We start from the raw sequence: 23,863 nt of genomic DNA, 5'->3' as shown, positions 1-23,863 counted from the left end.
ACCGTGACATCCCTTTCGGTGCAGCGAAAGCTATTCCTTCCCCTTGTTTTCCTCGTGACCCTTGCGGTTATTTCCCCCGCCTTTGCCAATGATCCGGTCCTTCACAACGATTACGCCCTGAAACTCCTCGAACAGGGGGAGTACGAGAAAGGACTCGAACATTTTCAGAGGGCTTTTGCTTTTTCTCCCTATGATGAAACCTTGCGAAAGAACCTGGCGGAGGCCTATACCTACGTGGGGATGCGGCAGATGGAGCAGAAACTCTACGATGCGGCAGCGGACAGTTTCGACCATGCGCGGGAACTGTTTCCCGAGGCACCCCGTTACGCTGTCCTCCGCGGTATCGCCCTGCATGCCGTCAAGCGTTATGAGGGGGCGATTCATGAACTGGAACGGGCCCGCTCCCTGGGTGAGACCTCTCCCGAGCTCTACTACCACTTGGGGAGGGCCTATTACGACAGCGACAATCTGGCCCTTGCCCTTGAGATGTGGGAGAAGGGGTTGGAACTGGACCCGGCCCGTGCCGCCATCCGGGAACTGGCGGACAAGGCCCGGCGTGAGCTGGCACTGGAGGGGCGGATGGACAAGGGGTACAGTTCCCGGTTCTCTCTCTCCTACGATACGGAACTGAAGTCGCTCCTCGCCGGCGAGATCCTCGATGTCCTGGAGGCGGCCTACAACCGGGTCGGCGCTGATCTGGGATATTTCCCCGATGCTCGGGTACAGGTGCTTCTCTACACCAAAAAAGATTTCAAGGCTCTGACCGACAGCCCCGACTGGTCGGGTGGCCTCTACGACGGCAAGATCCGTATTCCGCTCGGGGGGGCCACGGGGATGACGGCCCTGCTTCGAAACGTTCTTGTTCACGAGTATACCCATGTGGTGGTATTCGAGATGACAAAAGGTAACTGCCCCACCTGGCTCAACGAGGGATTGGCGGAACTGGAGGGGAGAAAGGAGTTCAACCAGCCCATGGCCGAACTGGGTCGCGTGGCACGACGCGGGGGATATGTATCCTTTCAGCTTCTCGAAAGGCCGTTCAGTACCCTGTCCGACAAACAGGTGGCCCTGGCCTATCAGCAGAGTTATGCCCTGGTGAATTTCATGGTTGGACGGTACGGCTGGCACAAGATACAGGAGATTCTCCGGTTGCTGGGGACCGGAAAGCCTGTTGCCGATGCCATCGGGGTGGCACTTGCCGATTATGGCGTTGATTATTCCGGTGTGGTACAGGAATGGCAGGGGAATATGACCAGGGAGTACGGCGTGCCGGAGCACCCGTCACCAGAGTAGATAACGGGTATATTTCACTGTAATTTATTATTCTTGCCGAGCGGGTTGAAGTGTGTAATACTTGTTGCGAGTTTTCATTGGTCCCGCCTCCGGACCATATTCCGCACAGCGAGAGCTTCCCATGACCATACACAAACTGCAACCGGACAGCACTATCGGCAGCCGTATCAAGCAGGTACGGCAGGCACTGGGTCTCACCCAGCAGATGTTCGCCGATTCCCTCGGGATCGTCCAGGGGTTTCTCAGCAGCATAGAGCGGGGCAAGAAGGTTCCGTCCGAAACGTTGATCATTGCCCTCTGCCATTATTTCAACATCGACCGCGAATGGCTCTGCATAGGACGCGGGGAGATGCGTCGGGTAGGAGGGGAGACCCGCATGCGGGGCGAGGCGGCGAGCATTCCGCTCTTGCAGAAAATCTCCGAGGGGTTTCCCGCATCGATCAAAGCGGAGGACGTGGTCGAGTACATAAGGGCTCCGAAAGCGGGGGAGGGGTGCTATGCCCTCATCTGTTACGGCAATTTCATGTCACCGACCATTCTCGACGGTGATCTGGTGCTGTTCGTTACGGACTTGGAGCCCAAAAACGGCGACGTCGTCCTGCTGAACAACCTCTGGGGTGATGTGATCATGCGGCGTTACCGGGTCTCTGGAGGAGAGACGATATTTTCCCCGGATAACACATCCTATGCTCCTTTCAAGCCGGAACCGAACACCAGAATCGTCGGAACGGTAGTGGATGTCTGGCGGAAGGTTATATTCTAGTTTCGATCAATCACCGGCCGTACCTTTTTCTCGGGGAATCGGAATTGTATCTTGACAGCGGTTGTTTGCTCGGATATAAAAGACAAAACAGGTCCTAAAGGTGTATCGATGATGGAGTTGACCCGTAAGGGAGAATACGCGATCAGGGGGATGATTTATCTTGCCCGGCAGGCGCCGGGAAAGATGGCGCTCATCAGCGAAATCGCCGAGGCAACCGAGGTCCCCCAGACGTTTCTGGCGAAAATATTCCAGAATTTTGCCAAACTCGGCCTGGTCAACTCGTATCGGGGTACGGGTGGCGGGTTCATGCTGGGGCGCGCCGCATCCAGGATCACCCTGCGGGAGGTTGTCGAGGCGGTCGAGGGGCCTATCATCCCGAACCGTTGCCTGATGGGAAACGGGGCCTGTGATTTCGACAGGCAATGTAACGTCCATCCGGTCTGGCGTCGTGTTCAGAGTCAGGTAGTGCAGATACTCGAAAGCGTTACCATCGAAGAACTGGCCCGGTAACAGGGCTGATTTTTTTGCCTGAAAACAGGACAAAATAAGTCCTGTTAGCGGCATCTTATAATGCTGCCTGTTGGAGATGGCGCGTACATGAACTTCCATTCTTACGGTTATCGTTTACACTAAAATTGTTTGCCGGCGTACCACAGTAGCCGGCGCTTATTCCCGTGCAGGAGGTTTTCATGAATCAGCAGGAAGGTTATGCGGACGATGTGGTCAAGGGGTTTATCACCTGGAGCATGGTCTGGGGCCTGGTGGCGGTGCTGGTGGGGGTCCTTGTCTCCCTGCAGCTGGCATGGCCGCAATTGAACCTGCCCCCCTATCTCACCTATGGACGACTTCGACCCATCCATACCAATGCGGGAATATTCGGCTGGGGGATCGGCAGCTTCATGGCCTTTTTCTTCTACATCACCCAGCGGCTCACCAGGACTCCCCTCTGGAGCCCCGGTCTTGCCAGGTTTCAACTCTATCTGTTCAACGTCGTCATTGCCCTGGCCGCCGTCACCCTCGCCCTGGGGATGAACCGCTCCAAGGAGTACGCCGAACTGGAGTGGCCGGTAGCCCTGCTGGTGGTGGTGCTCTGGGTGATCTTCGCCGTCAACATCATCATGACCATCGTGAAGCGTAAAGAGGAGCAGATGTACATCTCCCTCTGGTACATACTCGCCACCCTGGTCGGGGTTGCGGTCCTCTACCTGGTTAACAACGCCGGTATTCCCGTCTCCCTCACCAAGTCCTATTCCGCCTATGCGGGCGCCAACGATGCCAACGTCCAGTGGTGGTACGGCCACAACGCCGTCGCCATGGTGCTCACCACGCCGCCGCTGGCGATATTCTACTACTTCCTTCCCAAGTCCACCGGTGTGCCGATCTACAGCCATCGCATGGGGGTCATTGCCTTCTGGAGCCTCATCTTCATGTATCTCTGGACCGGTGCCCACCACCTCCTCTGGACTCCGGTCCCCGACTGGGTCCAGACCCTGGCCATGGCCTTTTCCATCATGCTCATCGCCCCTTCGTGGGGAGCGGTGTTCAACGGCTATTTCTCCATGAACGGCCAGTGGCACCAGATGCGGGAAAACTACCTCGTGAAGTTCCTCATTTTCGGCATTACCTTCTACGGTCTCCAGACCCTCCAGGGGCCATCCCAGGCGGTGCGCACCTTCTCCGCCTTCATCCATTACACCGACTGGGTCCCCGGCCATGTCCACATGGGAACGCTCGGCTGGGTTTCGCTGGTGCTGTTCGCCGCCATTTACTACACGGTTCCCCGTCTCTACAACACCGAGATCTACAGTGTCAAACTGGTGAACCTCCACTTCTGGCTGGCGGTCATCGGTCAGCTCATATTCTCCATCACCATGTGGATTGCCGGCGTGCAGCAGGCGACCATGCTCCATGCCACCAATCCCGACGGCAGCCTCCACTACAGCTTCATGGAGACGCTCATCGAACTGTACCCTTACTGGCATGGCCGGGCGCTGGGAGGCATCATCTACCTGGCGAGCATGGTGATATTCCTCTACAACATCATTAAAACGGCAAACGGTGGCCGGCTGGCATCCGCGCCGGAACGAGCCTAGGAAAGGAGAGACCATGCTGGAGAAAAAACCGATTATCCTTCTTTTGCTGGCTACTGCGGTTATCCTTGTCGGAACCATCGTTACCATGGTAGCCCCTTTCAAGTGGATCAACGATCCCAAGCTGCAACTGGCCGGCGTCAAACCCTACACCCCGCTGCAGCTGGAAGGTCGCGACATCTACATCCGCGAAGGGTGCAACAACTGTCATACCCAGACGGTCAGACCCCTTCTGGCTGATGTGGAGCGGTATGGCGAGTACTCCAAGGTCGGGGAATTCGTCCATGACCAGCCATTCCTCTGGGGCTCGCGGCGGACCGGGCCGGACCTTGCGCGCATCGGGGGGAAATATCCCAATGCCTGGCATTACCGGCACATGGAAGACCCCCAGTCCATGGTTCCCCGTTCCAATATGCCGAAGTACGCCTTTCTGAAAAAGCAGCTCGATTCACGTCTGACGGAGAAGAAGATGAAGGCCCTCGGCTTCCCCTACACCCACGCCGATTTGGCGGCGCTGCAGGGGAAGACGGAAATGGATGCGATGGTGGCCTACATGCAGAAGCTGGGGAACGACATCCCGTGGCGCAAGGCGTCACAGGTGACGGTGACGGGTGATATGAAAAATCCCTACCAGGACGACAAGACAGTTATCCAGGAAGGGAAGGCTCTTTACGACAAGGAGTGTGCCCAGTGCCACGGTGCTGACCTGAAGGGTGGGGTGGGACCGGCGCTTGCCGACATCGACAAACCCGATGCGGAGGTATTCAAGAGCATCTACGCCGGCATCGAGTCCGGCGGCATGCCTGCCTACGGAGAGTCCCTGGGCAAAGACCGGGTCTGGAAGCTGACCACCTTCATCAAGTACCACCAAGGGAAATGACATGGATCTGGCGAGCGTCTACTATCTCGGAGTAACCCTGCTTCTGTTCGGTGTTTTCGTGCTGATCGTTGCCCGGACTTACAGCCGCAAGCGACGGGAGCAGGGTGAATCCCCCAAATACCGGATGCTGGACGAAGATTAACTTACCGTTCCGAGTTTCCGTTTCGGTCTCAGGAGCCGTAAGGGCTCGGAAACCGTGGCCGGAGACCGTTCAGGAGGATATGATGGCTGAACAGCACGACTTCGATGGGATAAAGTACCGGGAAGAACAGAAGTCTCCCGGCGTTTTCCGCCTGCTCTTCTATGGCCTTGCGGCCTGGGGTGTCGTTTTCATGGGGTACTACCTCTTCAGCGGCTGGAGTTCGGAGGCCGAATTTGCCGAGAAAAAGAAGGCGAAGGAGGAGATGCTGGTCAAGGCGCCCGCCCTGACCGCTCCCCATGCCGAAGGGAAAAAGGAAGACTATGTGGCCACGGGAAAGGCGCTCTATGCCGAGCGCTGTGCCGCCTGCCACGGACCCGAGGCCAAGGGGGGTATCGGTCCCGACCTGACGGCCGGCAGTTACAAATTCGGCCGGGATATGGCAGCCGTCACCTCGTCTATCAGTGACGGGCGCCCCGGCGGCATGCCCGAGTTCAAGAGCCAGCTGTCCCATGAGCAGATCGAGGCGCTGGTGCAGTACGTCCTGTCACTCAAGTAACCGATGAACCCACCGCTGGTTGCGTCCAAGCGAAAACTGGTCCAGTGGCTCACCACCCTCCTGGTTCTCCTGCTTCCCTTTCTCCGGGCGGGTGGCGAGTCGCTCCTCCGCATCGATGCGGCCAGCCGTTCCATCCTCTTTTTCGGCGCCACACTCCGGATCGAGGAGTTCTATCTCTTCCTGATGGCAGTTCTCATCCTGGTCTTCGCGTTCTTCTTCATCACCATGGTCTTCGGCCGGGTCTGGTGCGGCTGGCTCTGTCCCCAGACCACCATCACCGATCTGGCAGAGTTCCTTGACCGGCAGGTGGGAAGGCTGGCCGGGAAAGGGTCCCCCTCTCTCGTACTGCGGCACATGGTCTACCTTGCCATCGCGTCGACCGTGGCTGCCAATCTCGTCTGGTATTTCATCTCTCCCTACGATTTTTTCCCGCGGCTGGCAAGGGGGGAGACGGGGCTGGTGGCGGGGATAACCCTGGTCAGCGTGGCTGCCATCGTCTATCTCGACCTTGCGTTGGTGCGCCGCACGTTCTGTACGACGGTCTGTCCCTACGGGCGCATCCAGCTCATGACCATGGACCGGAACACCTTGACCCTGGAGTTCGATCCGGCTGTGGCGGATCGCTGCAAGCGCTGTGACGCCTGTGTGCGGGCCTGCCCTGTGGGGATTGACATCAGGGAAGGGTTGCAGGTAGAGTGCATCAACTGCGGACGCTGTCTGGATGCCTGCCGACAGGTCATGGCGCCGGACCGCCAGCCTGGCCTTATCCATTACACGTTCGGCAGGAAGGAGGATGGGGGGGGGAGGCCGGTCAACGTCAAATCGGTGTTGCTGGCGGGGATGGTCCTTCTTCTGACGGTAATGCTGGTGTATGCCGTGGTTACCCGCAAGCAGGCTACCATCAAGATCATGCGGGCCGGAAGCGGCGAGGTCCGCCGCCTCCCTGACGGCACGCTGGTCAACGCCTATTCCGCCTATCTGGAGAACCGGTCCCGGCAAAGGAGAGAGTACACCATCAGCGTTTCGGGGCCGGCCGGCAGTCGGACGGAGCTTTTCGGCCGGGTGCGGGGCCTGTGGCTCGACCCCAACGCCAACCGCCGGGTCGATTTCTTCGTCAAACTGGTGCCGGCGCCGAAGGACCAGTCGCAACTGACCGTTTCCCTCAGCAGTGAGGGGAAGGTGCTGGCGACCGCCCTTGCCTCCTTTCCGGTCCGCTGATGGGCAACCGTCGCGCAAAGGAACATTTCGACATGTCAGACCATACTGCTTCACATGGCACGTGCTGGAAGTACGCTGTTATCGGGCTGGTGGCCCTGTTTGCCGCCGCGATGATTGTTTCCCTATCCCTCGCCTCCCGGCGCGTCAGCCGGGTGGTGGACCGGGAGTACTATGTCCATGGCCTCGATTACCAGCGGGAAGGCGAACAGCTGGCCAATGGTGTGCGCTTGGGGTGGCGTCTTGAAACCGCCTATGCCGACGGAATTGTCACTCTCAGGGCCACAGACGGTGCGGGGCGACCGGTCAGCGGCGGGAGGGTGGTGCTGCGTAATGTGGAGAGGGGACGGACGCCGCAGGGTGAAAGCGGCTTCGCCACGCCGGGCTTCACGGAGGAGAGTCCCGGTGTCTACCGTGCACGGGTCGTTTTCGCACATCCCGGCGATCTGCGGGGACAGGTCATGGTAAGCAGGGGCAATGCCGCCGTGGCGTCCCGTCTGGTGCTTCTGCAGTGAGCGCGGCTGCCGAACAGTGCTGTCACTGCGGTGCGGAAATCCTGCCAGCCCAGCGGATAGCGATGGAAAACGAGGGGGTGGAGCGTGTTTTCTGCTGTCGCGGCTGTCATGGCGCCTATCTGCTCATAACCGGCGTGGGGCTCGGTGAGTTCTACCGTCGTCGGGAGTGGGATAATGCCGGCCTGCCTGCGGGTGCGTACCGGGAGCAGTACAGCGACTCTTATCTGGCCCCGTTTGTCCGTCACGAAGAGGGAGAGGGGGTGCTGGAGGTCCTCATTGACGGCATCAGGTGCGCCAGCTGCGCCTGGCTCAACGAGAAGATACTGGCCCGGCTCGATGGGGTACGTGATGTGCGGGTCAACTATGCCACCAGCAGGGCACGGGTGAGATTCGACCCGGCCCTGGCGGCGCCCTCCCGGATATTCCAGCGCATTGCCGATCTCGGTTACCTGCCGCGCCCCTACACCCTGGCGGACAGCGAGGCGGCGGCAGCCCGGGAAAAACGGGGGCTCCTCATCCGTTTCGGCACCGCGTTTTTCCTCACCATGCAGCTCATGGCCTACTCATTTGCCCTCTATGCCGGCTACTTCCAGGGTATAGCCGCCGACACGAGGCAGACCATGCAGTTCTTCTCCCTGCTGGTCACCACGCCGGTCGTTTTTTACTGCGGTTGGCCATTCCTGGTGGGCGCCTGGCGTGGCATGAAGAACCGTACCCCGGGGATGGACCTCCTGATCGCCATCGGCGCGCTCTCCTCCTATTTTTACAGTGTCTACGCCCTGTTCGGCGGTGGCGAGGTCTATTTCGAAACAGCCGCCATGATCGTCACCCTGATCCTGTTCGGCCGTCTCCTGGAGCATGCGGCCCGAAGGAGGGCTGCGGCGGGCGTGGAGCGGTTCCTCTCCCTCTCCCCCCCCGAAGCGCAGCGGCTTACCTCGAACGGCGTCGAACGGGTGGCTTCCGCCATTCTGCGCCCCGGTGATATCCTGCTGGTAGGTGCGGGGGAGCGTTTTCCGGTTGACGGTCATGTAAGTGCCGGCGTGACCGAGGTGGACGAATCGCCGGCCACCGGCGAGGCCCTGCCGGTGGCAAAACAGCCCGGTGCCCCGGTGATAGGGGGGAGCATCAACCTTACCGGCACGGTACAGGTCACGGTTGATCTGCCGCTCGGGGAGAGTTTCGTTGCCCGGGTGGCACGACTGGTGGAAGAGGCACAGAATCGCCGGGCGCCGGTCCAGCAACTGGCTGACCGGGTTGCAGCGCTGTTCGTGCCGGTGGTGCTCGTCCTGGCCGGGATCACCCTTTGCTGGCAGCTGGCGGGAGGGGCCGCCCCCGCCATCGCACTGATGAACGCCCTTGCCGTGGTGCTCATCGCCTGCCCTTGTGCCCTGGGACTCGCCACGCCGACGGCGATTCTGGCCGGTTCCGGCGTCGCTGCCGCTTCGGGAGTCATATTCAAGGGGGGTGACGTGCTCGAACGGCTGGCCCGGGTGACGGTGGTCGCATTCGACAAGACCGGCACCCTGACCCGTGGAGAGCCCCGGATAACGGAAGTTCTTCCCGTGCCGGGCATTGCCGGGGACCGACTCCTGGGACTGGCCGCCGCGGTGGAGGCTGGTTCGACCCATCCCTTGGCCCGTGCCATCGTTGCGGAGCATGCAAGGTCGGGAGGGAAGGACACTCCGGCCGAAGACGTCCGGACTGTTGCCGGTGGTGGCGTGACCGGCGTGGTCGCCGGCATGCGGGTGGCGGCGGGGAACCGGCGATTTCTCCAGGGAGAGGGGGTTCAGGTGCCGGACGACCTGCAGGAGCCAGCGCCGGGGGAGACCGCCGTGCATCTGTCCGAGGCGGGGTGCTACCGGGGAACGCTCGTATTGCAGGACGGGGTGCGGGATGGTGCGTCCGACATCGTCCGCTACTTCCAGGAGAGGGGGGTGGCCTGCCACCTCTTGAGCGGTGACCGCCAGGAATCCGCCCGCACCATTGCCCGCCAGGTCGGAATCGAAAACGTCCGGGGAGACCTTCTGCCGGCCGACAAGGGGACTTTGATAGAAGATATGCAGAGAGGGGGCGCAGTGGTGCTCATGGCCGGCGACGGCATCAATGATGCGCCTGCCCTTGCCACTGCCGCAGTGGGGTGCGCCCTCGCGGGGGGGACGGACATTGCCATCGAAACCTCTGATTTGGTGCTGGCAAAGGGTGATCTGGCAAGGCTTCGCCTTGCCCACCGGGTGGCCCGCCGCACCATGGCCGTGGTGCGGCAGAACCTGGGGTGGGCCTTCATCTACAACCTGGTCGGCATCCCCCTTGCCATGACCGGCCGGCTAACCCCCGTCTACGCCGCGGCGGCCATGGCCCTGAGTTCGCTCTGCGTGGTGGGGAATTCGTTACGTCTCCAGAGGTCCGACCATGGATGAATCGATCGTCATCCTTATTATTCTCTCCCTTCTGCTCGGTGCCGGCTGCTGGCTGGTCTTCATCTGGGCGGTGAAAAAGGGCGAATTCGACGACATGGAACGCCCCAAGCACCGGATGCTGGACGATGATGAGGAGCGGCGCCCGTGACCGAAATCTGGTTGGCTTTCCTCGCCGGTCTGGCCGGAAGTCCCCATTGTCTGGGGATGTGCGGCGGCATCGTGACGGCCCTGGCGCTCAACTGTCGGCAGGAGGGGCGCCGGGGACGCCTGCTGTTCCAGTTGGGCTACAACCTGGGACGGATGGGGACCTATGCCCTGCTCGGTGTGGCGGCCGGCTTCATCGGCGCCTCCCTGGATGTCCTCCTTCTCAAATCCCTCTCCGCCTGGGTTTTTGTCGCAGCCAACGGCTTTGTCATGCTTGTCGGCCTGGCGTCACTCCTGGGAAGCCGTTACAACCTCGTCACGCTGGAAAGCAGTGGTGGCCGACTCCTGGCAGGGCCGCTCCGCTGGGCTCTGGCCGGTTCCTCCTCCGCCCGATCGATCCCTCTTGGTCTCATCCTCGGCTTTCTTCCCTGCGGTCTGGTCTACGCGCCCCTCATTGCTGCTGCAAGCAGCGGCAGCCCCCTGCGGGGAGGGGCAGTCATGGCGGCCCTCGGTCTCGGCACCCTGCCGGTCATGCTTGGCTTCGGTTCCTTGGCGACCCTCTGTTCCGTCCAGCTCAAAGGCGTCGTGTCCCGGTTGGCAGGCCTGCTGGTTGCGCTCATCGGTTTTGCGGGGCTCTGGCGGATTCTGGGCAGACTTGGTTACGTGCCGCCGTTTCCCCTCTGGTGAGCCGTAGGCGGTTATGCCAGTCCATCCTGCACTGCCAGGAATTTATCCGACAGGTTGAGCTTTCTCCCATGTGTGGTTAAATTACAGTTGTCTAATCATTTATGCCTGTCAGGGAGGTAGCTATGAGATTCGATTGCTTGGTCAGTGGAGTCATGGCATGTTTAATTGTCAATGGTGTGGCCTGGGGAGCGGATGATCTGCAGAAACGGGCCCAGACGATGTTCAAGCCGATACCCCGGTCGGCTCCCGCGCTTGAGGGGAACAAGCAGACGCCGGCGAAACTCCTGCTCGGGAAGATGCTCTATTTCGACCCGCGCCTTTCCTCGTCCAATCTCATCAGCTGCAACACGTGCCACAATGTCGGCCTTGGTGGCGGCGACCTACAGGAGACTTCCGTGGGACACGGTTGGCAGAAGGGCCCGCGCAATGCACCGACAGTCCTCAATGCGGTGTTCAACGTCGCCCAGTTCTGGGATGGCCGTGCCAAGGACCTGATGGAGCAGGCCAAGGGACCGGTGCAGGCATCGGTGGAGATGAACAATAAACCGGAACGGGTCGTGGAAACTCTCAAAAGCATCCCCGAGTACGTGAGCCTCTTCGCCAAGGCCTTTCCGGGGCAGAAGGAGCCGGTGACTTTCGATAACATGGCAAAGGCGATCGAGGTGTTCGAAGCCACCCTCCTTACACCCGACGGGCAGTTCGACCGTTACCTCAAGGGTGACCGGAAGGCTCTCGGCGCCAGGGAACAGGATGGGCTCAGGCTTTTCATGAACAAGGGGTGCGCCGCGTGCCATAGCGGCGTGAATGTGGGAGGGGGCGGGTATTTCCCCTTCGGTGTCGTAGAGAAACCGGCCGGAGAGATACGGCCGGTCGCGGATACGGGGCGTTTCAAAGTCACCAACACGGCCAGTGATGAGTATGTCTTCAGGTCCCCCTCCCTGCGGAACATCGACCTGACCCCCCCTTATTTTCATTCCGGAAAGGTCTGGAAACTGGGTGAGGCCGTGGCGATCATGGGTTCTGCCCAGCTCGGCATCAAGCTGAACGACGACGAGGCGCGCAACATCGTAGCCTTCCTCGGCACCCTGACCGGTCGTCAGCCGAAGGTGGAATATCCGATCCTTCCCCCCAACAGCCCGACGACTCCCCAGCCACTTCTCCAGTGAGCTGAGACGCCCATCCCGTGCATATGAATTCTGGTCGTGTACGGGATGGGTGGCTCTTAAGGAGGAGTCTCTCTTTCCGCCAACGATACTCAAATAAGTGCTTGCATTTTCTGTTATCCCATGCTAGAAACTAACCTACATGTTACTGTTCACTGAAAGTGAGCTCCTCCGGCTCGCTTTTTTTTATGGGAAAAATAGTCATGAGCAAAGTTGATGTGGCAACGAGGGTTACGGAGATGTCCCTGCCGCTCCTTGCCTCCCAGGGTCTTGAGCTTGTGGAGCTGGAGTACAAGAAGGAGGGGCGCGACATGGTTCTGCGCCTCTTCATCGACAGGGAAGGCGGCGTTACCCTTGATGACTGTGCCGTCGTCAGCAGGGAGTTGTCGGAGCTTCTTGACGTGGAAGATGTGATTCCGGGGCACTACAGTCTGGAAGTGTCCTCGCCCGGGCTCAACCGCCCCCTGAAGAAACCGGCGGACTACGAACGTTACAAGGGGAAACTCATCAAGGTCAGGACCTTCGATCTCCTGGCAGACGATGAGGGGAACCGTCGCAAGACTTTTCTCGGTGAACTGCTCGGGCTGGAAGGCGGGATGATACGTATCCGGCTGAACGAAGGACAGACCGCTGCCATTCCCCTTGACAAGGTGGCCAAGGCCAACCTGGAATTTGAATTTTAACCAAACATCACTAACAAAAGAATCAAGGAGACAGGACCGTGGAGACGAATTTCAACCTCAAGCATACCATCGATCAGATCGTCAAGGAGAAGGGTATTGACAAGGCGATCGTGCTGGAAGCTCTGGAGCAGGCCGTTTTGACGGCAGCCAACAAGAAATTCCGCAACACCCGCGACCTGGAAGCTCACTATAACGAAGAAGCGGGTGAGGTTGAACTGTTCGAGTTCGTCACCGTGGTTGACGAAGTGCAGGATTCCTACAAGGAGATCGACCTGGAAGAGGCCCGCGAGATCGACGCCGAGGTGCAGGTCGGCGATTCTCTCGGCATGAAGATGGATGCCAGCGGTTTTTCCCGCATTGCAGCCCAGACCGCCAAGCAGGTCATCATCCAGAGGGTCCGGGAGGCGGAGCGGGAGACGATCTTCAACGAATTCCGGGACCGGGTCGGCGAACTGATCAACGGCGTGGTGCGCCGTTTCGAGAAGGGGGAACTGATCGTTGATCTTGGCCGTGCCGAAGCGGTGCTTCCCCACAAGGAGCAGGCCCCGCGCGAGGTCTACCGCCAGGGAGACCGGATCAAGGCGCTCATCACCGACCTTCGCATGACTACCAAAGGCCCGCAGATACTCCTTTCCCGCAGTCATCCCAACGTTCTTGCCAAGATGTTCGAGGCTGAAGTGCCGGAGATTGCCGAAGGGATCGTGGAGGTCATGGGGGTGGTGCGGGAGCCGGGAAGCCGTTCCAAGATCGCCGTTTATTCCCACGACTCGGACGTCGACCCGGTCGGCGCCTGCGTCGGGATGCGGGGAAGCCGGGTGCAGAACGTGGTCTCCGAACTGCGGGGTGAAAAGATCGATATCATCCCCTGGTCGGAAGATGTGGCCCGCTTTGCCTGCAACGCCCTGGCCCCTGCCGTGGTGACCAAGGTGTATGTCGATGACGAGAACCGGGCCATGGAAATCATCGTAGCCGACGACCAGCTTTCTCTCGCCATTGGCAAGCGGGGGCAGAACGTCCGCCTGGCTGCCAGGCTGACCGGTTGGCGGATCGACATCAAGAGCGAAACAAGGGCCGCTGAAGCCGAACTCCAGCAGTACGCCTCCTTTGACGGGTCTGCCGTCGAGGAAGAGGAAGCGCAGGACGTTGCTGGAGGCGAGGCCGAAGTTGCGGAAGTTGCCGGGGAGCAGGCGGAAGAGTAACGGATGAACGAAACCGGTCCCCAGAGGAGCTGCATCGGTTGCCGAACCGTCCGGGACAAGGGTGACCTGCTGCGCTTCGTGCTTGCCCCGGACCGGACGCTGGTGCCGGACCTGCAGGGGAAGCTTCCGGGACGCGGCGCTTACACCTGCGTGTGCAGGTCCTGCCTGCTGGCCGCTGCGACCAGAAATCAGTTCTCCCGTGTGTTCAAAGGGGAAGTCCGGTTCGGTTCTCCGGCGGAACTGGTGGAGCTGGTGACGGCGCGCCTGGAGGAACGGATCGGGGCATACCTGGCCCTTGCCAACAAGGCGGGAAAGGTGGCGTCCGGCACGGACAACGTGCTCGCTCTGCTGAAGCGGAAGGTGCCCGGCCTGGTTTTTATCGCCGATGACCTGTCGCCGGACAGCAGGGAGAAGATTGCCCGTCAGGCGGAACATGCGGGAGTAGAACTCTGCGTCATGTTCCCCAAGGAACGGCTGGGGCAATTGCTCGGCAAGGAACTGCGGGGAGTGGTGGCGATCGAGCAGGGCGGATTCATTGCACCAATGAGGAACGAGTTGATCAGGTACAGGAATTTCTTGGAGGGGGGCGCGCATACATGACTAAAATCCGCGTACATGAACTGGCTCAGCAGCTGGGGATAGACAACAAGGAGCTTATGGCCAAGCTGCAGGCCATGGGGATCGAGGTGAAGAGCCATATGTCGGTTATTGAAGAAGCGGATGCCAATAAACTCAAGGTCCCTCCGACCGTAAAAGAGGTTTCCAAGGAAGAGGTCCGGGTCACGACGACGCTTATCAGGCGGCGCGCCAAGGTCGTTGAAACGCCTGCTCCGGAACCGGTTGCGGTGGAAGCTGCGCCTGTCAAGGAAGAGCCTGCCATTGAGGCGGTTCAGCCCGCGCCCGTCGTGGTTGCTGCCGAACCGAAAGCGCCTCCCGCACCAGTTGTCGAGCCCGAACAGCCGAAAGCAGAGCCTGTTGTGGAGCCTGTGGCGGAACAACCGCTGGATAAGCCGACGGCGAACCGGGCAAAAATACTCGGCCATGTGGAAATCCCCGGCCTGAAGCCTGCCGAGAAACCGCACGAACGGCGCGAATACCAGCATGCCCCTGCTGCCGGGCGTCCTGCTCCCGGCAGCCGTCCGGCGCCGGGTGCCCGTCCTGCTGCTCCCGGTGCTCGCCCGATGCCGGGTGCCCGTCCTGACCGTGGCCCCGCTGACAGGGGAACTGCCGGAGGTGCGGCGGGGAGACCGGCGGCACCGGCACCGGTGGAAATGCCCGGAAACGGCGACCGCAAGAAAGGGCGCAAGGGAAAGGACGCGCCGGTTGCCGATGCAGCAAAGGGTGCGAAGAAGAGTGTGCCGGCAGCCAAAAAGAAGGATACCTTTTCCCGGGCAGATGTCATTGAAAAACGGGAACGGGTTTTCGAGCCCGGCTTCCGCCCCGGCAAGGGGAAACGGCGGGAAAAGGAGCGGGCTCCGGAGGGGAGAAAGACCGAAATCACCACCCCCAAGGCCATCAAGCGGATCATCAAGATTTCCGAAACCATTACCGTTGGTGAACTGGCGAAACGGATGGGGGTGAAGGCGAACGACCTGATCCGCGTCCTGATGAAAATGGGGCTGATGGCGACCATCAACCACCCCCTCGACGTGGATACCGCCACACTCCTGGCCACCGAGTTCGGTTACGAGATTGAAAACGTGGCGGTCGATCTTGACGAGATGATGGAAACCACTCCCGATGCTCCCGAGAGCCTGGTGAAACGGTCACCGGTGGTTACCATCATGGGACACGTCGATCACGGCAAGACCTCGCTCCTCGACGCCATCCGCGAAGCCAACGTCATCGCCGGCGAGGCGGGGGGGATCACCCAGCACATCGGTGCCTACGACGTTGAGCTCAACGGACGCAAGATTACCTTCCTCGACACGCCGGGCCACGAGGCGTTCACCGCCATGCGTGCTCGCGGAGCCAAGGTTACCGATATCGTCATCCTCGTGGTGGCGGCGGATGACGGGGTGATGCCCCAGACCCGCGAGGCGATCAACCACTCCAAGGCAGCAGGGGTGCCGATCATTGTTGCCATCAACAAGATCGACAAGCCGGAGGCAAAGCCGGAGCGGGTCAAGCAGGAGCTGACCGAGCATGGCCTGGTGTCGGAGGAGTGGGGTGGCGACACCACCATGGTGGAAGTTTCGGCCAAGAAACGGCTCAACCTGGAAGAACTGCTGGAAATGGTTCTCCTCCAGGCCGACGTGATGGACCTCAAGGCGAATCCCGACAAGGAGGCGCGTGGCACCATCGTCGAGGCCAAGCTGGACAAGGGACGCGGGCCGGTGGCGACCGTCCTGGTCCAGGAAGGGACCCTGAAGCTGGGAGATTACTGTGTGGTCGGCATCCACTCCGGTCGGGTGCGCGCCATGCAGAACGACCGCGGAGATAAGGTTGTCGAAGCCGGCCCCGCCATGCCGGTCGAAGTGATCGGCCTTTCAGGCGTTCCCGATGCCGGCGATATTTTCGTTGCCATGAAAGACGAGAAGCAGGCGAAGGAGATTGCGACGCTGCGGCAGATCAAGCAGCGTGAAGTGGAACTGGCCAAGCACAGCAAGCTTTCGCTGGAGCAACTCTACGAAAAGATCCAGAAGGGGGAGGTCAAGGACCTCAACGTCATCGTCAAGGGGGACGTGCAGGGTTCGGTGGAAGCGGTCGGCGAGTCGCTGCGCAAGCTCTCCACCGACGCGGTGCGGCTCAATGTCCTCCATTCCGCTGTCGGCGCGGTTACCGAAACCGACGTCAACCTGGCTACCGCCTCCAACGCTATCATTATCGGCTTCAATGTACGTCCCGAAGTGAAGGCACAGGGGCTTGCCGAGAAGGAAGGGGTCGATATCCGCCTCTACAACGTCATCTACGATGCGGTCGAGGATGTGAAGAAGGCGATGGAAGGGCTTCTGGAGCCGACCTTGCGGGAAAAATACCTGGGAAGGGCCGAGATTCGCGAGACATTCTCCGTGCCCAAGGTCGGCATGGTCGCCGGCTGCTATGTTCAGGACGGCAAGATGCTCCGCAACGCGCAGGTCCGTCTGCTGCGGGACAACGTGGTTATCTACCAAGGGAAAATGTCCAGCCTGCGCCGTTTCAAGGACGACGTGAAAGAGGTTGCAACCGGTTACGAATGCGGTATCGGCCTGGAGAACTACAACGATCTCAAGACCGGCGATATCATTGAGGCCTTTGAAATCGAGAAGGTCGCGGCAACTTTGTAGAAAACAGGCAGAGGTAGAGGTAAAGGTTGTGAGAAACAAATCAGCAATCTTTACCTCTTCCTTTACCTTTACCTGAGGATTTATGTTCAAGCGTTCCGAAAAAGTTGGCGAGGCAGTACACGAGCTGGTTTCCGAACTGCTTGTGAAGGGATTGAAGGATCCCCGCATCGGGTTTGTCACCATAACGGGGGTCAAGGTTACCGATGACCTCCACCTGGCGAAGGTTTATTTCACCGTCATCGGCAGTGATGAGGAAAAAAAGGCCACCCGTGCAGGTCTGAACAGTTCCCGTGGTTTTATCCGCAAGGAGATGGGCAAAAAATTCCGCATGAAGTATGTACCGGATGTAGAGTTCATTTACGACGAGTCGGTGGAGTACGGCATGCGCATCGAAACCATTCTCAAGGAAATCGGCAGTGGAGAACCGGGTAATGATTGAGCAGATCATTGCGGAAATAGCCGCGTGCAGCAGTTTTCTCATCACCACCCATGAAAACCCCGACGGCGATGCGGTCGGTTCCTCCCTTGCCCTTGCCAACCACCTGCGGCGGCTTGGCAAGGATGTCACGGTCCACTACTGTGACCCCGTCCCTGATATCTACCGTTTCCTGCCGCTTGCGGACACCGTTGTCCCGTCCATTCCCGACCGGGATTACGACGTCTGTTTCGTTCTCGATGTGGGGGAGTTTCGCCGCGCCGGCAAGGAACTGGCCGGATTCAAGCGGATCGGCAAATTCATCAATATCGATCATCACCTGAGCTGCGAGGAGTTCGGCGCGCTGAACCTTATCGATTCACAGGCTTGCGCCACCGGCGCGCTGATATACCGGATCATCAAGGCTGCGGGCCACGAGGTCGATTACGATACGGCACTCTGCATCTACACGGCGGTTATTACCGACACCGGCTCCTTCAGGTATTCCAACTCGAACCCCGAGGCGTTCTCCATTGCGGGGGAGATGATCGCACGGGGAGTCAACGCCTGGTTCATCGCCGAGCGGCTTTACGAAAGTCAGCCCCGCCAGCGACTGGAACTCCTTGCCCTTGCCCTTGCTACCCTGGAGGTTTCACCGCGGGGCGATCTGGCTGCCATTGCAGTCACCCTGGAGATGTACGAGAAGACCGGCACGAACGCCGAACTGACCGACGGTTTCGTGAATTATCCCCGCTCAATCCGTGGCGTGGAGGTGGCAGTCTTCTTCCGGGAGATCGAACCGGGATTCTACAAGGTCGGGTTCCGCTCCAAGGGGAAGGTGGACGTTTCGTCGCTGGCGGCCAATTTTGGCGGCGGAGGCCACCATAACGCAGCGGGATGCAACATGGCGGGAACGCTGGACGAGGTGAAGCAGACCGTTTTTGCCCGCCTTCAGCACGTCATGTGAGCATGGACGGATTTCTGGTCGTTGACAAGCCGGCAGGGATGACATCCCACGATGTTGTCGCCAGGGTGAGGCGCATTCTCGGTCAGAAGAAGGTCGGTCACACCGGGACGCTTGACCCCTTTGCCACGGGAGTTCTGCCGGTTGCCCTGGGAGAGGGAACCAAGGCCATCCCCTTCCTGGATGAATCACGCAAGGAATACCATGCCGTCATGCGCCTGGGTGAGGAAACCGACACCCAGGACCTTACCGGTCAGGTAATTTCCCGTGGTGACTGGCGCCAGTTGACGCCGGACGGCATCGACGCCGTTGCCCGGCTTTTTGTCGGCCCCATCAGCCAGGTGCCCCCCATGTTTTCGGCGCTCAAGCGGGATGGCATTCCCTTGTACAAGCTTGCCCGTCAGGGAGCTGAAGTTGAGCGTCAACCGCGGAATATCGAGATATTCTCCCTCGTCCTCCAACGGACCGAACTTCCTGACGTTGCCTTTTCCGTTGTCTGTTCCCGGGGCACCTATGTGAGGACACTGGCTGCCGACATGGGCGGGCGCCTTGGCTGTGGTGCCCATCTCCGCGAACTGCGCCGGATCCGCAGCGGGCCCTTTGCCATTGAGAATGCCGTTACCATTGAACAACTGGCGGACGCCGCAGCGTCGGATAAGGTACAGGCCCTGGTAGTTTCTCCCCTCGCGGCACTTTCGCCGTTACCGGAATTACTCTTGAGGGAACGGGGTGTCGCAAAGGTTGGCAATGGGATCGTTCCCGATGCCGGTGACCTCGAATCAGGGGGGGATATGGCACTGTCAGGTGGCCGGGTGCGGCTCTCCCGGAGTGGACGGCTTGTGGCGGTTGCCGAAGCCGCCGTGGTAAATGACGGTAGGCACGTGCAAATCCAGCGACTTTTGAGAGTGTTTCACTAGCTTTGTCCTTTACATGCAGCGACCTTTGTGGTAAAAGACTTGATGCACCGGAAAACGATTGCCTGACCGGGCCGTTGAATATATCCAACCATCATGAACGATGAAAGGGGGTGTGACCAGATGCTGGTAACCCAGAAAAAGCAGGAAATTATCAATACCTATAAGCTGCATGACAGCGACACCGGGTCTCCTGAAGTGCAGATTGCCATTCTGACCGAGCGGATCACGTACCTGACCGAGCATTTCAAGATTCACAAGAAGGACCACCACAGCCGCCGCGGTCTGTTGAAGATCGTTGGCCAGAGACGACGGCTCCTCGATTACCTGAAGAGCAAAGACGTGGAAAGATACAAGGTCGTCATCGAGAAACTCGGTATAAGAAGGTAAGAAAAGGCAGTATATCTCTTGCGTCTGCCAGGGATATATTGCCTTTGCTTTTTTTCACCAATGGGCTGCAAGGCCCATTTATTTTGTTGGGGGCGTGGATCGAGCTGCCAAGCCGACGGCTTGGCTGTTGCATCGACGGCCCCAACTGCCAACAATCAAGGCTAGAGGAGACCGTAACAACATGGAACAAAAAGTACAGGTAGAATTCAGTGGCAGGACCATAACTATCGCCACCGGCAAGATGGCCAAGCAGGCCAACGGTGCGGTGGTCGTGAGCTGCGGCGACACCATGGTGCTGGTGACGGCGGTGGCGACCAAGACGGCGAAGGAAGGGCAGGATTTCTTTCCCCTGACCGTCAATTACCAGGAAAAGGCCTATGCGGGGGGTAAGATTCCCGGCGGCTTCTTCAAGCGTGAAGCACGCCCGTCGGATAGCGAAACCCTCACCTGCCGGCTCATCGACCGGCCGATTCGGCCGCTTTTTCCTGAAAACTTCCTCAACGACACCCAGATCATGGCTACGGTCATTTCTGCCGACAAGGACAACGACCCCGGCATCCTTTCCATGATCGGCGCCTCCGCCGCCCTTGAAGTCTCCGACATCCCTTTCTTTGGCCCCATCGCGGGTGTGAAGGTGGGCCGGGTCGACGGGGAATTCGTGGCCAATCCGACTGCGGAGCAGTTGGAGAAGAGCGATATCGAGATCGTGGTCGCTGCCAGCAAGGATGCCATCTGCATGGTGGAAGGTGGCGCGGCAATCGTTCCGGAAGATGTCATGCTTGAGGCGATCTTTTTCGGCCATGCCGCAGTCCAGCCCATCCTGGCAGCCCAGGAAGAGTTGAAGAAAAAGGCGGGCGTGCCCAAGCGGGAAGTTGCACCGATTGTAGTCGACGAGGCTCTCAAGGCGAAGGTTACCGATCTTGCCTACGCCAAGATGAAGGAAGCGGTGAGGATCAAGGCCAAGGGCGAGCGTCACGACCGGATCGATGCCATCACCGGAGAAGTGCTGGAAACGCTGCTTCCCGACTACGAAGGGCGGGCGAAGGAAATTAAGGGCATCCTCGGCGATTTCGAATACACTCTGGTGCGGGAGCATATCATCAAGGACGGCGAGCGCATCGATGGCCGCGACACCAAGACCATCCGGCCGATCGCGACCGAGGCCAGCCTGCTTCCCCGAGCCCACGGTTCTGCGCTCTTCACCCGGGGTGAGACCCAGGCGCTGGTTGCCGCCACCCTCGGGACCTCCAGCGATGAACAGCGGATCGATTCTCTCTATGGCGAGAGCAAGAAGCGCTTTCTGCTTCACTACAACTTCCCGCCGTTCTCGGTGGGTGAGACGAGTTTCCGGCTTGCTCCCGGCCGGCGCGAGATCGGCCATGGCGCCCTTGCCGAGCGCGCTCTGGAGCGGGTGCTTCCCAAGCACGACGACTTTCCCTACACCATCCGGATCGTTTCCGATACCCTGGAGAGCAACGGTTCCTCTTCCATGGCGACGGTCTGCGGCGGTTCCATGTCCATGATGGACGCCGGCATTCCCATAAGCGCGCCGGTAGCCGGCATCGCCATGGGGCTCATCAAGGAGGGGGACGACGTGGCTATCCTCTCCGACATCCTTGGCGACGAGGACCACCTGGGGGACATGGACTTCAAGGTGGCTGGCACTGCAGAAGGTGTTACCGCCCTCCAGATGGACATCAAGATCACCGGTGTTTCCAAGGAGATCATGAAGAAGGCCCTTGCCCAGGCCCGGGAAGGGCGGCTCCACATTCTCGGCAAGATGGCAGAGACCCTTTCCGCAGCACGTCCCGACCTTTCAACCTACGCCCCGCGCATCACCACCATCTGGGTCAAGACCGACAAGATCCGCGACGTCATTGGTTCCGGCGGCAAGAATATTCGCGGGATCACCGAGGCGACGGGCGTTTCCATCGACATCGAGGATAGCGGCAAGATCAACATCGCGAGCCACGACAAGGCCGCCTGCGACCTGGCCATCAAGATGATCCGGGATCTGACCGCCGAGGCCGAAGAAGGCAAGCTCTACATGGGTACGGTCAGAAAGGTCATGGAGTTCGGCGCCTTCGTGGAGATTTTCCCGGGGACCGACGGCCTCGTACACATTTCCGAGCTGGACAAGGAGCGGGTGAAAAATGTGACCGATATCCTCAACGAGGGTGACAAGGTTCTCGTCAAGTGTATCGGTATCGACAAGCAGGGTAAAATCAAGCTCTCCCGCAAGGAAGCCCTTGGGGCGACCCTGCCGGAAAACTGAGCCGGCACTCCGCCCGGAAGTTGATAGAGAGGCGGCGATGCATATCGCCGCCTTTTTTTCGGTTTCGATGAAAGGAACCGCGGTTATCTTCCCGCTGTATGGAAATTTGCCTGTGACACGGTATAGTTAATCCCATGATCAACAAAACCATTCTGGATAGTGGCATCCGGGTTATCACCGAGCAGATGCCCCACGCCCATTCCGTTTCCATCGGTATCTGGGTAGCCAACGGTTCCCGCCATGAGCTTCCCAGCCTGAACGGCGTGGCCCATTTCATCGAACATCTCATGTTCAAGGGGACCGAGCGGCGCAGTGCGCTGGATATCGCACGGGAAATAGATTCGGTGGGAGGTGTGCTGAACGCCTTCACCAGTCGCGAGTATGTCTGCTACTACGCCAAGGTGCTCGATACGTTCCTTCCCAGGGCGGTTGACCTGCTGGCCGACATCTTCCTCAATTCCCGTTTTGACGATGATGAGATAGAGAAGGAACGGAAGGTCATTCTCCAGGAGATTGGCATGCTGGAGGACAATCCGGACGATTACATCCACGACCTGTTCCACCAGAATTTCTGGCGCGGCCACCCCCTCGGCATGTCCATTATCGGAAGCGAGGAGAGCGTCAACGGTCTTACCCGTTCATCGATTCTCGACTATAAAAATACGATGTACCGGGCGGAGGATATCATCATCACTGCCGCCGGCAACGTCAGCCACAAAAAACTTCTTGAACTGCTGAACGGCCTTTTCACGGGAATCGCCGGAGGGAGTGGCCGTGCGGATTGCCGGCAACCGGTCTACGGGAAAAAGGTGGAACTGATCCCGAGGGAACTGGAGCAGGTACATGTCTGTCTCGGAAGTCGCGGCCCGGCCCAGAACCACCCCCAGCGCTTCTCCGCTTTTATCCTGAACACCATCCTGGGAGGGAGCATGAGTTCCCGCCTGTTCCAGGAGGTGCGGGAGAAACTCGGCCTCGTCTACTCCATCTATTCGTACATGGCATCCCATTCCGATGCCGGTTCTCTGGTTATATACGCCGGAACAAGTCATGAACGCTGTCTCGATGTTCTGGAAATCATCCTGCGAGAGCTCAGGCGCCTGAAGAACGAAACGGTTTCACAGGTCGAGCTGGATTCTGCCCGCGAGCAGTTGAAGGGGAATCTCCTTCTTTCCCTTGAAAGCAGTGACAACCGCATGTCCAAGCTCGCCAAAAACGAGATTTATTTCGGGCGTTACCAGCCCATTGCTGAAATCATGAGCGGTTTTGACCGGGTTACTCTGGAAAGCCTGCTCCAGCTGAGCCATGAACTCCTCGACGATGCCAGCTTCACCCTGGAAATGATGGGAAGGCTGGATGACGTGAACCTCACGGAAGCGGATATTGCGCTTTAGCCTCCACCCATGACCAATCAGACATCGACAATTCCGGTACGGATCAAGCGGGTGAGGGGGGGATGCAATCTTCTTCCCCACTACATGACCCATCATGCAGCCGGTATGGACCTCTATGCAGACCTGGCCGCCGACGTGGAGCTTCGGCCGGGAGAGCGGCTGCTGGTTACGACCGGCATTGCCATCGCCCTTCCCGTCGGGTACGAGGCGCAAGTGCGTCCCCGGAGCGGTCTGGCTCTCCGCCACGGCATTACCCTGGTCAACAGCCCCGGCACCATTGACGCTGATTATCGCGGGGAAATCGGGGTGATCGTCATTAATCATGGCGTTGATCCGTTCACCATCAGGAGTGGCGACCGGATCGCCCAACTGGTAGTGGCGCCGGTATGCCGGGCACAGCTGGTGGAGGTTGACGACCTTGACGAGACCGGGCGGGGTGACGGGGGATTCGGTCATACGGGGCGATGATGGCGGAAGTTTGCCGGTGCTGTTCACTACTGC

The 23,863-nt window shown here is 59.6% G+C and carries 24 protein-coding genes; all 24 read left to right on the top strand.

Features of this window, described 5'->3' with window-relative positions:
* The first annotated feature begins 3 nt into the window (after positions 1-3).
* The 24 genes from KI810_RS12880 to dut all read left to right on the top strand — a co-directional run bounded on the left by KI810_RS12880 (position 4) and on the right by dut (position 23,830).
* The gene (locus tag KI810_RS12880; protein WP_343213502.1) at positions 4-1,293 is read left to right on the top strand and encodes a peptidase MA family metallohydrolase; all 1,290 of its coding nucleotides are present in this window, start codon (positions 4-6) and stop codon (positions 1,291-1,293) included.
* 121 nt (positions 1,294-1,414) lie between these two features.
* On the top strand, positions 1,415-2,056 hold the full coding sequence (locus KI810_RS12875) for a LexA family protein (protein ID WP_214175965.1): 642 nt from the start codon (positions 1,415-1,417) through the stop codon (positions 2,054-2,056).
* 108 nt (positions 2,057-2,164) lie between these two features.
* Complete coding sequence (locus KI810_RS12870; protein WP_214175964.1) at positions 2,165-2,566, top strand: RrF2 family transcriptional regulator; 402 nt, start codon at positions 2,165-2,167, stop codon at positions 2,564-2,566.
* Between the two features lie 179 nt (positions 2,567-2,745).
* The gene (locus tag KI810_RS12865; protein WP_214175963.1) at positions 2,746-4,149 is read left to right on the top strand and encodes a cbb3-type cytochrome c oxidase subunit I; all 1,404 of its coding nucleotides are present in this window, start codon (positions 2,746-2,748) and stop codon (positions 4,147-4,149) included.
* A 13-nt stretch (positions 4,150-4,162) separates the two neighbouring features.
* A complete protein-coding gene (locus KI810_RS12860; RefSeq protein ID WP_214175962.1) occupies positions 4,163-5,026 on the top strand; it encodes a cbb3-type cytochrome c oxidase subunit II in 864 nt (287 codons plus the stop codon).
* A gap of 1 nt (position 5,027) precedes the next feature.
* Positions 5,028-5,168 (top strand): CcoQ/FixQ family Cbb3-type cytochrome c oxidase assembly chaperone, encoded by a 141-nt coding sequence (locus KI810_RS12855; RefSeq protein ID WP_214175961.1) that lies wholly within the window; start codon positions 5,028-5,030, stop codon positions 5,166-5,168.
* Positions 5,169-5,247: 79 nt separating this feature from the next.
* Positions 5,248-5,724, top strand: a complete 477-nt coding sequence (locus tag KI810_RS12850) for a c-type cytochrome (protein WP_214175960.1) — start codon at positions 5,248-5,250, stop codon at positions 5,722-5,724.
* Positions 5,725-5,727: 3 nt separating this feature from the next.
* The gene (locus KI810_RS12845; RefSeq protein WP_214175959.1) at positions 5,728-6,942 is read left to right on the top strand and encodes a 4Fe-4S dicluster domain-containing protein; all 1,215 of its coding nucleotides are present in this window, start codon (positions 5,728-5,730) and stop codon (positions 6,940-6,942) included.
* A 32-nt stretch (positions 6,943-6,974) separates the two neighbouring features.
* Entirely contained in the window at positions 6,975-7,454 is a 480-nt protein-coding gene (locus KI810_RS12840; protein ID WP_214175958.1) for a FixH family protein, read from the top strand.
* Entirely contained in the window at positions 7,451-9,871 is a 2,421-nt protein-coding gene (locus tag KI810_RS12835) for a heavy metal translocating P-type ATPase (RefSeq protein ID WP_214175957.1), read from the top strand. The genes KI810_RS12840 and KI810_RS12835 overlap by 4 nt, the downstream gene beginning before the upstream one ends.
* Complete coding sequence (gene ccoS, locus KI810_RS12830) at positions 9,864-10,019, top strand: cbb3-type cytochrome oxidase assembly protein CcoS (protein ID WP_214175956.1); 156 nt, start codon at positions 9,864-9,866, stop codon at positions 10,017-10,019. The genes KI810_RS12835 and ccoS overlap by 8 nt, the downstream gene beginning before the upstream one ends.
* Positions 10,016-10,702, top strand: a complete 687-nt coding sequence (locus KI810_RS12825) for a sulfite exporter TauE/SafE family protein (RefSeq protein WP_214175955.1) — start codon at positions 10,016-10,018, stop codon at positions 10,700-10,702. The genes ccoS and KI810_RS12825 overlap by 4 nt, the downstream gene beginning before the upstream one ends.
* Positions 10,703-10,854: 152 nt before the next feature.
* The gene (locus KI810_RS12820; protein ID WP_246525615.1) at positions 10,855-11,868 is read left to right on the top strand and encodes a cytochrome-c peroxidase; all 1,014 of its coding nucleotides are present in this window, start codon (positions 10,855-10,857) and stop codon (positions 11,866-11,868) included.
* Between the two features lie 200 nt (positions 11,869-12,068).
* Positions 12,069-12,548, top strand: coding sequence for a ribosome maturation factor RimP (gene rimP / locus KI810_RS12815; RefSeq protein ID WP_214175953.1), 480 nt, complete (start codon positions 12,069-12,071; stop codon positions 12,546-12,548).
* Positions 12,549-12,586: 38 nt separating this feature from the next.
* On the top strand, positions 12,587-13,747 hold the full coding sequence (gene nusA / locus KI810_RS12810; protein WP_214175952.1) for a transcription termination factor NusA: 1,161 nt from the start codon (positions 12,587-12,589) through the stop codon (positions 13,745-13,747).
* 3 nt (positions 13,748-13,750) lie between these two features.
* Positions 13,751-14,347 (top strand): DUF448 domain-containing protein, encoded by a 597-nt coding sequence (locus tag KI810_RS12805; protein WP_214175951.1) that lies wholly within the window; start codon positions 13,751-13,753, stop codon positions 14,345-14,347.
* Complete coding sequence (gene infB, locus KI810_RS12800; RefSeq protein ID WP_214175950.1) at positions 14,344-17,013, top strand: translation initiation factor IF-2; 2,670 nt, start codon at positions 14,344-14,346, stop codon at positions 17,011-17,013. The genes KI810_RS12805 and infB overlap by 4 nt, the downstream gene beginning before the upstream one ends.
* Before the next feature lie 82 nt (positions 17,014-17,095).
* Entirely contained in the window at positions 17,096-17,452 is a 357-nt protein-coding gene (locus KI810_RS12795; RefSeq protein WP_214175949.1) for a ribosome-binding factor A, read from the top strand.
* Positions 17,445-18,395, top strand: coding sequence for a DHH family phosphoesterase (locus KI810_RS12790; RefSeq protein ID WP_214175948.1), 951 nt, complete (start codon positions 17,445-17,447; stop codon positions 18,393-18,395). Before KI810_RS12795 ends, KI810_RS12790 begins: the two co-directional genes overlap by 8 nt.
* A gap of 2 nt (positions 18,396-18,397) precedes the next feature.
* Positions 18,398-19,309, top strand: a complete 912-nt coding sequence (gene truB / locus KI810_RS12785; RefSeq protein ID WP_214175947.1) for a tRNA pseudouridine(55) synthase TruB — start codon at positions 18,398-18,400, stop codon at positions 19,307-19,309.
* A gap of 120 nt (positions 19,310-19,429) precedes the next feature.
* Positions 19,430-19,696: a 30S ribosomal protein S15 gene (rpsO, locus tag KI810_RS12780; RefSeq protein WP_214175946.1), complete on the top strand. Its 267-nt coding sequence runs from the start codon at positions 19,430-19,432 to the stop codon at positions 19,694-19,696.
* Positions 19,697-19,877: 181 nt separating this feature from the next.
* Entirely contained in the window at positions 19,878-21,971 is a 2,094-nt protein-coding gene (gene pnp, locus KI810_RS12775; protein WP_214175945.1) for a polyribonucleotide nucleotidyltransferase, read from the top strand.
* Positions 21,972-22,105: 134 nt separating this feature from the next.
* A complete protein-coding gene (locus tag KI810_RS12770; RefSeq protein ID WP_214175944.1) occupies positions 22,106-23,362 on the top strand; it encodes a M16 family metallopeptidase in 1,257 nt (418 codons plus the stop codon).
* Positions 23,363-23,371: 9 nt separating this feature from the next.
* Positions 23,372-23,830 (top strand): dUTP diphosphatase, encoded by a 459-nt coding sequence (dut, locus tag KI810_RS12765; protein WP_214175943.1) that lies wholly within the window; start codon positions 23,372-23,374, stop codon positions 23,828-23,830.
* Positions 23,831-23,863: the final 33 nt, after the last annotated feature.

Origin of the sequence: Geomobilimonas luticola, from assembly GCF_018476905.1 — a bacterium.
Classification (GTDB): Bacteria; Desulfobacterota; Desulfuromonadia; order Geobacterales; family Geobacteraceae; genus Geomobilimonas; species Geomobilimonas luticola.
This window is presented reverse-complemented; position numbering and strand designations above follow the sequence as displayed.